Source organism: Nocardiopsis sp. MG754419, from assembly GCF_018207095.1.
In the GTDB taxonomy this organism is placed as follows: domain Bacteria; phylum Actinomycetota; class Actinomycetes; order Streptosporangiales; family Streptosporangiaceae; genus Nocardiopsis.
The window spans coordinates 14,061-27,653 of sequence record NZ_QOCZ01000149.1 but is presented as its reverse complement, the minus strand read 5'-3'; the positions used below and the strand labels follow the sequence as shown (position 1 = coordinate 27,653).

General features: G+C 70.1%; 8 protein-coding genes, 1 pseudogene and 1 riboswitch. Of the genes and pseudogenes, 8 read left to right on the top strand and 1 reads right to left on the bottom strand.

What is annotated here, in order from left to right:
* The 7 genes and pseudogenes from DSY14_RS22785 to DSY14_RS22755 all read left to right on the top strand — a co-directional run.
* Positions 1 to 1,811 (top strand): annotated as a pseudogene (locus tag DSY14_RS22785) (RNA polymerase subunit sigma-24); the annotation flags it as partial.
* A 200-nt stretch (positions 1,812 to 2,011) separates the two neighbouring features.
* Positions 2,012 to 3,676: an NYN domain-containing protein gene (locus DSY14_RS22780; protein ID WP_211718662.1), complete on the top strand. Its 1,665-nt coding sequence runs from the start codon at positions 2,012 to 2,014 to the stop codon at positions 3,674 to 3,676.
* Positions 3,677 to 3,711: 35 nt separating this feature from the next.
* Positions 3,712 to 4,275, top strand: coding sequence for a hypothetical protein (locus tag DSY14_RS22775; RefSeq protein ID WP_211718661.1), 564 nt, complete (start codon positions 3,712 to 3,714; stop codon positions 4,273 to 4,275).
* 357 nt (positions 4,276 to 4,632) lie between these two features.
* Positions 4,633 to 4,837, top strand: a riboswitch (cobalamin riboswitch).
* Positions 4,838 to 4,993: 156 nt separating this feature from the next.
* Complete coding sequence (locus tag DSY14_RS22770) at positions 4,994 to 7,552, top strand: ribonucleoside-diphosphate reductase subunit alpha (protein ID WP_211718660.1); 2,559 nt, start codon at positions 4,994 to 4,996, stop codon at positions 7,550 to 7,552.
* 93 nt (positions 7,553 to 7,645) lie between these two features.
* A complete protein-coding gene (locus tag DSY14_RS22765) occupies positions 7,646 to 8,725 on the top strand; it encodes a ribonucleotide-diphosphate reductase subunit beta (protein WP_211718659.1) in 1,080 nt (359 codons plus the stop codon).
* Between the two features lie 259 nt (positions 8,726 to 8,984).
* On the top strand, positions 8,985 to 10,196 hold the full coding sequence (locus tag DSY14_RS22760; RefSeq protein WP_211718658.1) for an acyl-CoA dehydrogenase family protein: 1,212 nt from the start codon (positions 8,985 to 8,987) through the stop codon (positions 10,194 to 10,196).
* A 380-nt stretch (positions 10,197 to 10,576) separates the two neighbouring features.
* Positions 10,577 to 10,789, top strand: a complete 213-nt coding sequence (locus tag DSY14_RS22755) for a DUF397 domain-containing protein (RefSeq protein WP_211718657.1) — start codon at positions 10,577 to 10,579, stop codon at positions 10,787 to 10,789.
* Positions 10,790 to 10,797: 8 nt separating this feature from the next.
* Here the strand turns inward: DSY14_RS22755 and fxsT are convergent, their stop codons facing one another.
* The gene (fxsT, locus tag DSY14_RS22750) at positions 10,798 to 13,350 is read right to left on the bottom strand and encodes an FxSxx-COOH system tetratricopeptide repeat protein (RefSeq protein WP_211718656.1); all 2,553 of its coding nucleotides are present in this window, start codon (positions 13,348 to 13,350) and stop codon (positions 10,798 to 10,800) included.
* 59 nt (positions 13,351 to 13,409) lie between these two features.
* Between fxsT and DSY14_RS22745 the strand changes: the two genes are divergently transcribed.
* On the top strand, positions 13,410 to 13,593 hold a 184-nt coding region (locus DSY14_RS22745; protein WP_211718655.1), incomplete at its 3' end, for a hypothetical protein.

Genomic DNA, 13,593 nt, shown 5'->3' with positions numbered 1-13,593 from the left:
CCCCGACGGAGGTCCCCCCGCCGCCCCTCGCGGAGGAGACCGACCCCGAACCGGAACCCGAGCCCGAGCCCGAGCCCGGTCCCGAACCGGAACCCGAGCCGGATCCGGAGCCGGAACCCGAGCCCGAGCCCGAGGAGGAGCCGGAGTTCTCCGCGGGCATCGACCCGGTGGGCGCGCTCGTCCTGGGCGGTGACGGGATCATGGTCCTCGACGTGCTCAACCTCGGTGGCAGCACCGCCGAGGACGTCGTCGCCGAGATCGACCTGCCGCCCGGTGTGGAGCTGGTCTCCACCGGCGGCGCGGGCAACGCGGTGCCGATGGCGTCCGGCCACGGCGACTGGGGATGTTCGGTGGGCAGTGGAGGCGCCGCGTGCGTGCGTCCGAGCATGGAGGCGGGGGAGAGCAGCACCCAGTTCCTCGATGTGCGCGTGGCCTCCGACGCCGATCTGGACGTCCCCGCCGGTGTCGTGGTCTCGTCCGGCGCGGTGAGTTACAGCGCCACCGGTGAGCGGGGGGTGTCCCCCGAGGGGATCCCGGCGCGGTACGCGACCGCCGGTCAGGTGCGCACCGAGACCGTCGGCAACACCCTGGTGACCTGCACGGAGCCCGACGAGCCGAAGAAGCCCTGGCCGTGGCCGTGGTGGGAGCGTCCGCGGGTGCCGGAGCCCGCGCCCGACGCACGTCCCGCCCCGCCGCGGTCGGAGACGTCCGCCCCGGGGTCGGAGGACGCCGACCTGGGTCGTGCCCCCGGCGATGCCGTGACCCCCGAGGGTGGGGAGCCCGGTGGGCTCGATGATCTCCTCGGGGAGGACGGGGTGCTCGGCGGCGCCGACCCCGGATCCGGTCCCGATCTGCCCGACCTTCCCGGCCTGCCGGGTGGGGGCGGATCCGACACCGAGGAGCCCGGCACGGAGGGGCCGCGCGCTCCCGAGGAGACCGAGATCCCGGACGTACCCGAGGACGGGTACGAAGAAGACGAGGAATCGGAGGAGGACGAGGAGCCCGGCCCGTGCGCACAGGCCCGTGACCGTTCCGGTGACCGCCTCGACAACGACAACTGGGTGATGGCGCCCCTGGACGACGACGCCGACCCCACGACCACCGCGTCCAGCTCGGCGGTCTGGGAGGTCTCGGAGGGGGCGTCGGTCCGCTGGGCCGGACTGTACTTCTCGGCGGCCGGGGACCCGGGCGCCGCGACCGCGCGGGTCAAGGGCCCGGGCATGGCCGCCTACACGACCGTGACGGCCTCGGACGTCCGGTCCGCCGACCTGCCCGGCTACCGCGCCTACCAGGCGTTCGCCGACGTCACCGACCTGGTGCGCGCCTCGGGCGGCGGTCAGTGGTGGGTCGGGGACGTCCCCGCCACCGAGGGCCGGGGCGTGTACGCCGGGTGGAGCATGGTCGTGGTCCTGGAGGACCCGGCGGTGGAGGGCCACCACCAGGCCATGGTCCTGGACGAGACCCAGGCGGTGTTCCAGGACGAGGCCGGAGCGCGGTTCCCGGTCTCGGGGCTGCTGCCGGCGGCGGTACCGGCCACGATCGACGTGGTGGCCTGGGAGGGCGACGCCGAACTCGGCGGGGACCGCGTCCTGTTGGACCAGGTTCCGCTCGATCCGGTCGAGGGCGGAGGGGACGCCGGCAACGTCTTCGTGAGCGCGGCCCGCGGTGCGGTGGGTGACCCGATGACGTTCGGGACCGACGTGGTCCGATTCGACTCCGTACTCGGTCGGGAATCGGAAATCCGAATCCCGTCCGGACAGGACGCGTTGTTGGTGGGGGTCGTCGCGCTCACGGCTCCCATGCGGACCTGAAGTCCGTCGTCACGGTGCTGTTCTCTGTGGGCACATACCGTGCGGAAAAGCGCAAGTCATCCCTGGAATTCCGGCTGTGCGTAGCCGGACCGTAACTGTGAGTATTCTCAGGTGTCACGCAAAACAAGACAGACTTGGCTAGGCTGTGCCCCGGTCATGGATATGGCCCCAGAGATCGACAGGGAAGGGGGCGGTGTCACGTGGACCGCTGCGCGTTGTTCGTCGACGCGGGATACCTTCTCGCCGACGGCGCGATGGCCGTGCACGGAACCCGGAACCGGGACTCCGTCGCCTGGGACTACTCCGGTCTCGTCCAGTTCCTGAACGAGGTCGCTCGGGACCGTACGGGTCTGCCGCTACTGCGCTGCTACTGGTACGAGGCGATCCCGGACGACCGCAGGACCCAGGAACAGGACGGCATCGCCGACATCCCCGGCATCAAGTTCCGTGCCGCCAGGATCCGACCCGGTCGCCGTGAGGGCGTGGAGAGCTACGTCCAGCGCGACCTGACCACCCTCGCCCGTACCGGCGTCCTGTGCGACGCCGTCCTGGTGAGCGGTGACGAGGACATGGCGCCCGTGGTCGCCGACGTCCAGGACATGGGTGTGCGCGTCACCGTCGTGCACATCTCGGTGGAGGGAAACTGGACGATCTCCCGGGCGTTGCGCCGTGAGTGCGACGACCTCATCGAGATCGGTGCGGGGCACCTGCGCCCGCACGTCAGCCTCCTCTCCGGAGGCGGTGGCACCCAGGAGAACGCCGCCAAGACGACCACCCCCTTCGCCAACGGGCGCTCCCAGCCCGCCCCTGAGCAGAGCCGGCCCCCGTCCCGACAGTCCGTCGCGGCCCCTCGGAACGGTCGGGTCGAACCGGCCGCGACCTCCACCGGTGGGCTGGAGGCGATGTTCGCCGGCACCGGTGGGCAGCCGGTGCCCCAGGGCAGCGCCATGGACCAGCTGCGCGCGATGCGTCGTTCGCTCGCCCAGCAGCGCGGTGACCACCTGGCCGGGCCGTCCGGTGAGAACGCGCCGCCCGGCCCGATCGACGCCAACGGGTTCCCCTCCGGCGCGCAGCCGGTGAACGGGAACGCGGCCTACCCCGGTGCGCCCGCCCAGAACGGGCAGGCCGGATACGCCGGTCACACGGGCGCCCACCCGGCGCCCCACGGCGCCGACCCCGGAGGCTACGGTCTGCCCGGCAGATCAGGTCCCGTCCCGGGGCAGCCACCGGGCGGTGGCCGCCAGGGCTTCGACGGAACGGGCGCCCAGCCGGCCTTCACCCACGGCACCGGTCCGCAACCGGCCTTCGGCGCGGGAACGGGGCCACAGGCCTCCTTCGCGGCCGATCCGCAACACGGACCACCTCGCAGAAACCCACCCGGTCCCGACCCCAGGTTCGGTGGCGGTCCGGTCGACGAACAGGGGTTCGGGGGTGGGGCGGACACAAACCCTACCTATGGGACCAGTACGGAAACTGACACCGCTCACCGCGGTGGCGCCGCGCCCCGATTCGGGGAACGGCGACCTACTGGTCCCGAGTACGACGCCCGTTTCGCCCCCGGCGGTTACCAGGAATCCGCCGGCAGTCCTGGATATCCCCAACAGACGGGCCCCGGCGCGCATACCGTTGATGATGCGGTACACGTCGCGCACAAGGAAGGAAGCGACTTCGCGGAGTCGATCGCCCGAGAGGCGCCCGCCCTGTGGGTGGAGGCGGTTCTCGCTCGCAGGCCCAGGATGCCCTCGGACCTGGAGGCCCGTCTGCTCCAGGGCTCTTCGCTCCCGATCGATCACCTGTTGCGCGACGAGGTCCGTGACGGACTACGCCAGGGGTTCTGGCAGGCATTGGAACGTGCCCGACCCTGAACGGTGCGTGGGGAGAGCGAGTAGGGGATGGGGCGATGCGGGTGACCCACGTGACGACGGCGGAACTCGACCGGTTGGAGTTCCACGCCGTCCGCTCCGGTGAACACGGTCGCATCGCCGCCCGTCTGCTGGACCTGGCCAACAGTGTCGACGCCGGTAGTGAGGTCACCCGCGCGGAGTTGTTCGTCCGCGCGGGCGAGCAGTGGGAGATCGCCCAGGAGTTCGAGCGCGCCTGTTCCGCCTACCAGCGGGCGATCGACGACGGTGGTCCCACCGTCGTCGACGCGCACGCCCTGAGCGCGGGCGCACTGATGCAGCTGGACGAACGTCAGCAGGCCGAGGACCACCTCAAGCGTCTGGAGGTGGGTGAACCGGTCGGGCTGGCCACCCACATCCACGTCGCCGAGGTGTTGTACGCGCACGACGATCTGGAGGGCGCGGAACGGTGGGCCACCACGGGCGCGCGGCGACACGCCGGGCGGCCCCAGTGTCCCTACGATCGCGATCTGTTCCTCGAACTCCTGCGGATCCGTTTCCGTATTCGGTCCGACCTCGCGCTTCCGGAGGACGACCTGGACCTCCTTCTCGACCAGGAATGACCGGTGCGACCAGGCATGATCGTGTTCGGCGGCTCGGGCCGGGAGGGGCGTCCACGGGGAGGGCGTGGGGGCGACCGGCCGGAAACGGTCACCCGTGAGTGAGCTTTCCGACCCTGCCGTTGATCGCTGTGGCGGCCCTCTCGGTGCGGGGCGGGCGCGTTCGGCCCGGAGAACGTCCTAGGCTGTGACGGGCCCCCTTCCGGCGCCGTTCCGATGCCGCCCCACCGCCCTCTCCCAGGGGTTCGAAGGGCGCTTCATACCACGCCCGGAGCGTGTGTTCGACGATCGTCGAAGTCTCTGAGAAATCGGCAACACGCCATCATCTAGCGGTGTTCCAACGCGCCATCCCCTAGATGTAGTATCTCTCCCGCTGGTGGTTCACCGGGGTCGGACAGGTCCCGGTGAGGCGAGAGGGAACCCGGTGCGAGTCCGGGACTGCCCCGCAGCGGTGAGTGGGAACGAAGGTCGTCACATGCACTGGGAACCCCCGAAGGTCCCGGGAAGCGACGGCGTAGTAGGGCGCCCACGAGTCCGAAGACCTGCCGCCGGCACACACACCCCATGTGTGTACAACGTCGGGGCTTCGAGGGAGAGCCGCCGCGACCCTTCGGTGGACCGCACGCATCCGGTGCGGCGATTCGCCGTTGCGAGCCGCACGCCTGTTACTCGTGCCCCCGCATCCCCGCCGGGACTCTTCTACCGAGGTTGGAGCCGCTGTATGACCCTTGACGTCGAGGCCGTGCCCGCATCCGTTCGGCCCGCGCCGAGCAACGAGGGCGGTCGCCGAGCCGCCATCGACCGGATCGAGCACGTCGTGGCCGAGGCCTGTGCGCGGCTCACCGGTGTTTCGGCGGAGAAGGTCCTGACCGAGGCGCGTCGTGGTTTCTACCCCGGCATCGCCGACTCCGAGGTCGAGCTCGCGCTCATCATGGCCGCCCGCAGCTTCGTCGAGGTCGACCCGAACTACTCCTACGTGGCCGCCCGCCTGCTGCTGGACAAGCTCCGCACCGAGGCCCTGAGCTTCATCGGCGACGCCCCCGAGACCGCCACCCAGACCGACATGGCCGACCGCTACGCCACCTACCTGGGCGCGTACGTGGGCCGTGGCATCGCCCTGGGTCAGCTGGACCCGGCGCTGGCCGGGTTCGACCTGGAGCGTCTGGGCAAGGCCATGCACGCCGAGCGCGACGAGCAGTTCACCTTCCTCGGCATCCAGACCCTCTACGACCGCTACTTCCTGCACAGCGACGAGGTCCGCTACGAGCTCCCGCAGGCGTTCTTCATGCGCGTCGCGATGGGCCTGGCGCTCAACGAGGACGACCGTGAGGCCCGCGCCATCGAGTTCTACGAGCTGTTGAGCTCGTTCGACTTCATGGCCTCCACGCCCACCCTGTTCAACGCCGGCACGGTGCGCGCCCAGCTGTCCTCCTGCTTCCTCACCACCGTCGGTGACGACCTGCAGGACATCTTCCACGGCATCAGCAACAACGCCATGCTGTCGAAGTACTCGGGCGGCCTCGGCAACGACTGGACCCCGGTCCGCGGCCTCGGCTCGCACATCAAGGGCACCAACGGCAAGAGCCAGGGCGTCGTGCCGTTCCTGAAGATCGCCAACGACACCGCGGTCGCGGTCAACCAGGGCGGCAAGCGCAAGGGCGCGGTGTGCGCCTACCTGGAGACCTGGCACATCGACATCGAGGAGTTCCTCGACCTTCGTAAGAACACCGGTGACGAGCGCCGCCGCACCCACGACATGAACACCGCGAACTGGGTTCCGGACCTGTTCATGCAGCGTGTGGAGGAGAAGGGCAGCTGGACCCTGTTCTCCCCGGACGAGGTCCCGGACCTGCACGACAAGTACGGCAAGGACTTCGCCGAGGCCTACGTCGCGTACGAGGCCGAGGCCGCGGCCGGCCGCATCAAGGTCTCCAAGACGATGCCCGCCGTGGACCTGTGGCGCCGCATGCTCACCATGCTGTTCGAGACCGGCCACCCGTGGATCACGTTCAAGGACCCGTCCAACCTGCGGTCGCCGCAGCAGCACGTCGGCGTGGTGCACTCCTCCAACCTGTGCACCGAGATCACGCTGAACACCGACAAGGACGAGGTCGCGGTCTGCAACCTGGGCTCGGTCAACCTGGCCCAGCACGTGGGCCCGGAGGGCATCGACGTCGAGCGTCTGCGCCGCACCGTCCGCACCGCCGTGCGCATGCTGGACAACGTCATCGACGTGAACTTCTACACGATCCCCGAGGCGCGCACCGCGAACATGCGCCACCGCCCCGTGGGCATGGGCCTCATGGGCTTCCAGGACGCGCTGTTCAAGATCCGCACACCCTTCGCCTCCGAGGGCGCGGTGACCTTCGCCGACGAGAGCATGGAGCTGATCAGCTACTACGCCATCGAGGCCTCCATGGAGCTGGCCGCCGAGCGCGGTTCCTACGAGAGCTTCGAGGGTTCGCTGTGGAGCCGCGGCGTCCTGCCGATCGACTCCCTGCGCATGCTCGCCGAGTCCCGCGGCGGTGACCTCGACATGGACCGCGGGGAGACCCTGGACTGGGACTCGCTGCGTGAGCGCGTCAAGACCACCGGGATGCGCAACTCCAACGTCATGGCGATCGCGCCGACCGCGACCATCGCCAACATCACCGGCGTGGGCCAGTCGATCGAGCCGGTCTACCGGAACCTGTTCGTCAAGTCGAACATGTCCGGCGACTTCACCGTCGTCAACGACTACCTCGTCCGCGACCTCAAGGAGCGCGGTCTGTGGGACGACGAGATGGTGTCCGCGCTCAAGATGCACGACGGCAGCCTGGGCGAGATCGACCGCGTCCCGGACGACCTCAAGGCCCTGTACGCCACCGCGTTCGAGGTCGACCCCTCCTGGCTGGTGGACGCCGGTTCGCGTCGCCAGAAGTGGATCGACCAGGCCCAGTCGCTCAACCTGTACATGGGCGCGCCCAGCGGCAAGAAGCTGGACGCCCTGTACCGTCGCGCCTGGCGCTCCGGGCTCAAGACCACGTACTACCTGCGTTCGCAGAGCGCCACGCACGTGGAGAAGAGCACCCTGAAGGGCACCGACGGCCGCCTGAACGCCGTGTCGGCGACCCCGTCGCCCGCCGCCGCCCCGGCCGCCGCTCCGAGCCCCACGCCCGCTCCGAGCCCGTCTCCGGCTCCGGTGACCGAGCCCGCGGCGCCCGAGGTCGAGGACGAGTTCGAGATCGTCGACGGCCAGGCGTGCGGCATCGACGACCCCGAGTGCGAGGCCTGCCAGTAGAGGGCCCCGGCCGGCGGACGTCGTCCGCCGGCCGCCCCTGCCTCCTCCACTCCCCGCTGACGACCCGGCCCGACCGGAGAACGGAACACGAGCATGACCGCGGTTTCCGACCACAACGCCGCCGCCACCGGCCTCGGTGAGATCGAGCGCCACGCCGAGCGCGTGAACGTCGACGACAAGGCGATGATCAACGCCCGCGCCGACGTGAACCAGCTGCTGCCCCTCAAGTACACCTGGGCGTGGGACAAGTACCTCTCCGGGTGCAACAACCACTGGATGCCCACCGAGGTCGCCATGCAGGCCGACATCGCGCTGTGGAAGTCCAAGGACGGGCTGACCGAGGACGAGCGCCTCATGCTCAAGCGCAACCTCGGGTTCTTCGCCACCGCGGAGTCGCTGGTCGCCAACAACATCGTCCTGGCCGTCTACCGCCAGCTCACCAACCCGGAGTGCCGCCAGTACCTGCTGCGCCAGGCCTTCGAGGAGGCGGTGCACACCCACACCTTCCAGTACATCTGCGAGAGCCTGGGCCTGGACGAGGGCGAGCTCTTCAACATGTACCGCGAGGTCCCGGCCATCACGGCCAAGGACGCCTGGGCGCTCAAGTACACCCAGAACCTGGAGGACCCGGACTTCAGCACCGGGACGCCCGAGGCCGACCAGGCCTTCCTGCGGGACCTGGTCGCGTTCTACGTGATCTTCGAGGGCATGTGGTTCTACACCGGCTTCGCGCAGATCCTGTCGCTGGGCCGTCGCAACAAGATGGTCGGCATCGCCGAGCAGTACCAGTACATCCTGCGCGACGAGTCGATCCACCTGAACTTCGGTATCGACGTGATCAACCAGATCAAGATCGAGAACCCGCACCTGTGGAGCGAGGAGTTCCAGGCGGAGGTCCGGCGGATGCTGACCGAGGCCTGCGAGCTGGAGGTCGCCTACGGTCGCGAGACCATGCCGCGCGGCATCCTGGGTCTCAACGCCGAGCTGTGCGAGAAGTACATGCACTTCATCACCGACCGCCGCGCCGAGCAGATCGGCCTGCAGCCGATCTTCGGTGAGACGGAGAACCCGTTCCCGTGGATGTCGGAGATGATGGACCTGCAGAAGGAGAAGAACTTCTTCGAGACCCGAGTGATCGAGTACCAGACGGGTGGCGGCCTGGACTGGGACTAGATCCTCTTCCCGGGAGACCACTCTCCCCTCCACGGCCCGGGGCGGGCGCGCGCCCCGGGCCGTTCGCACGCCCGGGGCCGTTCGCACGCCCGGGGCCGTTCGCACGCCCGGGGCCGCCGGGGCGCCGGTGACGCGGGTGTCCGGTCCGCGTCCGGATCCGGCCCGGCCCTGACCGGTGCGGGCCACAACCCGAACGAAGTTCGAGCGTGGGCGTCAGACCTGATGTGACCGGGACGTTCCCGGCGCGGAAAGGGATGCGATGACCGACGTGTTCGGGGATGGGCGGCATCAGAGGTTACGAGAGGAAGTGCGCGGGTTCGCGCTGCGGGAGGTGCGCCCGCGGGTGTCCATGATGGAGCGGCGTCGGCGGGTCGACCACGACCTGTCCCGGCTCATCGCGGAGCAGGGGTGGATCGGGGTGACCGTCGATCGCGACCACGGCGGGATGGGGTTGGGCCACCTCGCCAAGACCATCATCATCGAGGAGCTCTCGCGCGTCAGCGGCGCGATGGGGGCCATGGTCCAGGCCTCCCAGCTGGGCGTGGCCAAGATCCTGCACTTCGGCGACGAGGCGCAGCGGGCCGCCTGGCTGCCCGAGGTGACGGCGGGGCGCTGCCTGCCCACGATCGCGGTCACCGAGTACGGCTCGGGCGGGCACGTCCTCGGCATGGACAGCACCGCGGTGCGCGACGGCGACGAGTACGTCCTCAACGGCCGGAAGGTGTTCGTGGGCAACAGCCACGTCGGCGACCTGCACGGTGTGGTGGTCCGGACGGGGCCGGGCACGAAGGGCCTGTCGGCGTTCCTGGTCGAGTCCGACCGTCCCGGGCTCTCCCTGGGCCGGTACGAGGGCACCCTGGGCCTGCACGGCTTCAGCTTCGGCGAGCTGGTGTTCGAGGACTGTCGGGTGCCCGCCGCCAACATGTTGGGCGGTGAGGGCGACGGCCTGGCGGTGGCGTACTCGTCCAGCGTCCTGTACGGCCGCGCCAACCTCGCCGCCGTGGCCCTGGGCATCCACCGGGCCCTGGTCGAGGAGAGCAGCGACTACGCCTCCCGCCTGAGGCGTTACGGCCGGCCCCTGTGCGAGGTGCCGTCCGTCAAGCTCAAGTTGGGGCGGATGCAGTCCCGTCTGATGATGGCGACGCTGTCGCTGTACCACGCGGTGTCGCTGCTGGACCGGGGGCTGCCCTGCGACCACGAGCTCATCAACGCCAAGTTCGTCAACGTGGAGTTCGCGCTGGACACGGCGCGCGACGCCATGGAGATCCACGCGGCGCGGGGCCTGTGCACGGATCTTCCCATCGAACGGTTCCTGCGCGACGCCCACCACATCTTCGCCCCCGCGGGCACCGGTGACGTGCAGTTGCTGCGGTTGGGCGAGGCCGCTCTGGGTACCGACAAGGGACAGTGGTCCGAGCGTCTGGCGGACCGTGTGAGGGCCTCCCCGGAGTCGCTGACGTCGGTGCGATGAAACGCACCCGAGGCGGGGGTGAGAGGAGAAGGGATCGCCCCCGCCGTTTCTGGTGGACACAAGTCCTGTAAAATGCCATCAAGCGGCGCCAACAATGACATTCGACATTAAAGCACCGCAGAAGAGAAACGGGCCGGTCGCCGGTCGGGAATTTTTCGGCAAACAGTCAACTCCTGCGTTGTGTGATTTCGCATGTCGCGTGTCATTGCGCTACCGTTCCGATCATCACTTCCCGCCGATCCCGCGCGTGCTCGCCCTCGGCGCCTGCCGTCGTGATCCGCTTCCGGGTGTTCGGTCCATGGTCGTTCCCATGGTGAGGCCGGTCGGGGGTCGGGCGGGAGACGGTCGGGGTCCACGCAGAGCAAGGGCGGGATCGGCGCATGTTCGCAACACACACGGAGAATTCCCAGGACTTCTTCGGCCGGTGGCGTAAGTCTCCTTACTCCTACGACATCGGCACCTGCTGTGAGGTCCTCAACCTCACCACCGGGGAATCGTTCTTCCGCGACTCGGTGCACCCCGACGACGCGCGCCTTCGGTTCGAGAACCGCGAATGGATGACCTTTCTCGCGGTCTCCAAAGGATCTTGCTGAATTCTCGATCACAAGGGTGCGATCGGGAACACGTCGCAGTCCTGTCGGGTGAACGAGGACAGGGAGACCGTTCCGGGGTGATCGGCGCCGAAGCGCGCGAGGAACTCCGCGCGCAACGCGTCCCACCCCGGGGACACGTCCTCACCCAGGGCCTGCCTGCTCACCAGGTGGTTCCGGCGTACCGTCAGCAGGATCGGATGGTCCGCGGGCAGGCGTCGTCGACAGTCGGCCTCCGCCGCGGCCTCCAACCGTGCGGCCTCCTCGACCCGGTCCAGGTGGTAGAGGTCGGTCGCCGTGTTCACGGCGGCGGGAAGGCGACTGAACGCCCCCGGGCCGTAGATGCGCGTCAGCCGCTCCAGCCCCTCCTGATCCAGCGCGAGCGCCTCGTCGTACCGACCCGCCGCGCGGAGCGCGATCGCCGCGCCCAGGCGCGCGGTGGCGGGGAAGGGGTGCGCTTGCGGGTAGCGCTCGTCCAGCGGCGGCAGGATCCGCTCGGCCTCGTCGAGCGCCTCGCGTAGATCCTCCCGCGCGCCGGTTCCGGCCAGGGTCACCATGTGGATCACCCGCAGGTACAGCGACAGGCGCGCGTTCGGTGGGTGCTTGCGGCGGTACAGGGCCAGGGACCGCCGCGACTCCGCCAGGGCCCGGTCGCCGGCACCGAGTCTGCGGTGGATCACCGACAGCAGCATCCGCCCCTGGATCGCGTGCGGGCTGTCGGCCTCGACGGTGGTGGCGAAGCGCTCCATGCACTCCTCGATCTGCGTCCGGGCCTCCTCCAGGCGGCCCAGCAGGATGAGGTCGAGACCGACGGACAGTCCGCTGCGCAGGGTGTGCACGTCGTCGGGGCCCAGGACGAGCAGGCGCCCGCGGAGGGTGCTCTGGTCGATGTCCAGGGCGGCCTCGAAGCGGCCCTGTTCCAGAAGGGTCTGCCCGTAGTCGTGTGCGGCCCCCAGGGTGCGCGGATCGGCGTCGGTGTGCCGCGCGCGTCGATGGTCCAGGATCCGGCGGAAGATCCGCTCCGCCTCGTCGAATCGGGCCAGCCCGCTGAGCGAGATCGCCACCGCCCGCAGCGGGTCCAGCGCCTCGTCGATCGCGCCCCCGGCGCGCTCCACCTGATCGGCGTGGATCCGTTCCGCCTCGGCGAGCGCCGTCGCGTACTCGCCGTGGATGCGGCGGATCTTGTTGCGGCGCAGCCGGGCGTCGGTGCGACGGACGGGGTCGTCGGACCACGCGTTGGCGGCCTGGTCGACGAGGCTGGTGGCGTCGGAGTAGTTGCCCACCTCGATGAGCAGGTCGGCCACGTTCAGGACCAGGTCGCGCACCCGTGGGTCCCGGCCGAGCCACGCCTGGGCCGCCTTCACGTGCGCGTACAGCCGGAGGTAGGTGGTCCGGTGGGCCGGGTCGGCGGGGGCGCCCGGGTCGCTCCGGCTCAGGATCAGGTGCGCCAGGTCCCGGTAGCGCACCCGTTCGGCGTGCGGCAGGGAGTCGCGGATCACCGACTGGAACAGTTCGTGCAGGCGGAAGGTGTCCCGACCGTGGTCGAAGTGGGCGAGGTGGTGGCGTTTCATGTGGTCGAGCACCCGACCGAGCCGGACGTCGTCGCCGAGCAGCGCCGTGCCGGCCGGGGTCGGTCCGAGGCCACCCGACCGGGAGAACAGCGTGCGCCCGAGGGGACGCGGCGCGAGGAAGGCGCAGAGCCGGATCAGCTCCAGGACCATGTGCTCGGTCTCGTGCGCCTCGCGCTCACCCGCGGCCAGCTCCTCGGCCTGCATGTCCCAGGCGACCCGCAGGGGGACGGTGGGGTCGTCGGGGCCCGCGTGCCCGAGCGTCTGGTGGTAGCGCTCCTCGAACGTCTCCAGGAACACCTGTGTGGACACGGTGGACTCGCTCAGGAACGCGCCGACCTGGATGAGGGCCAGTGGCAGGTGTTCGAGCAGCTCGGCCAGGCGTTCGCCCTCGCGTGGGTCGGCGAGACGGTCGGGGCAGACCCGGCGCAGCAGCGCGAGGCTCTCGGACTTGGTGAACCGGGGGATCACCTGGCCGTCGAACCGGCCGCCCGGCAGGGAGCGCGCGGTTCTGCGGAGCTCGCGTGAGGTGACGAGGATGTTGCCGCGGTCGCCCGGGGGGAAGTAGTCGGCGGCCAGCCGTTCGACGTCGGTGACGTCGTCGAAGACGAGCAGCCACCGCCCGAACGACGGGTCCTCGGCGAGGGCGTCGCGCACGGTCTGCACGGCGCGGGGGACGTGTTCGTAGGCGACCGGCACCCCGATGTGCTCGGCCAGCCGTAGGTAGGCGCGGTGCGCGTCGATGTCGCTGGAGGCGGGGATCCACCAGATGAGGTCGTAGTGCTCGGCGTGGCGATGGGCGTACTCCGCCGCGAGGCGGCTCTTGCCGACGCCGCTCCCTCCGCCGATGAGGAATCGGGATCCGGGTCGAGTGAGGACCTCGTGGATCTGCTCCAGGGCGGATTCCCTGCCGGTGAAGTGCGGGTGCGTACGCGGCACCCCGCCGATCACCGGAAGTCGCGCGGGATCCCTCCGCCGGAGGCGGCCGGTCGTCATCGGTCCACCAGCTTTCTCGTGTGGCTCTGAGCGAGTGGCCCGGGTGTAGCGGGCCGGGGATGACCGTTCACCTGGAACTCTCGGACGGTCGTGGGCCGAACGCGCGGTCGGGTGGGCCGGGGCCGGCTCCGGCCGAGCGGCGCGTCCCGGACGGGAGGCGGGGCGTGGAGGCCGGGGGAGGGGCGCGCGCGGTGCGCGGTGGCGCGGGCCGGCGCGACGGTGCGGACCCGAACATGGCGGGGG

Excerpts from the sequence above, each read along its gene's own strand:
- DSY14_RS22770 (WP_211718660.1), top strand. The coding sequence starts at position 4,994 with ATGACCCTTGACGTCGAGGCCGTGCCCGCATCCGTTCGGCCCGCGCCG.
- DSY14_RS22760 (WP_211718658.1), top strand. The coding sequence starts at position 8,985 with ATGACCGACGTGTTCGGGGATGGGCGGCATCAGAGGTTACGAGAGGAA.
- DSY14_RS22775 (WP_211718661.1), top strand. The coding sequence starts at position 3,712 with ATGCGGGTGACCCACGTGACGACGGCGGAACTCGACCGGTTGGAGTTC.
- DSY14_RS22755 (WP_211718657.1), top strand. The coding sequence starts at position 10,577 with ATGTTCGCAACACACACGGAGAATTCCCAGGACTTCTTCGGCCGGTGG.
- fxsT (WP_211718656.1), bottom strand. The coding sequence starts at position 13,350 with ATGACGACCGGCCGCCTCCGGCGGAGGGATCCCGCGCGACTTCCGGTG.
- DSY14_RS22765 (WP_211718659.1), top strand. The coding sequence starts at position 7,646 with ATGACCGCGGTTTCCGACCACAACGCCGCCGCCACCGGCCTCGGTGAG.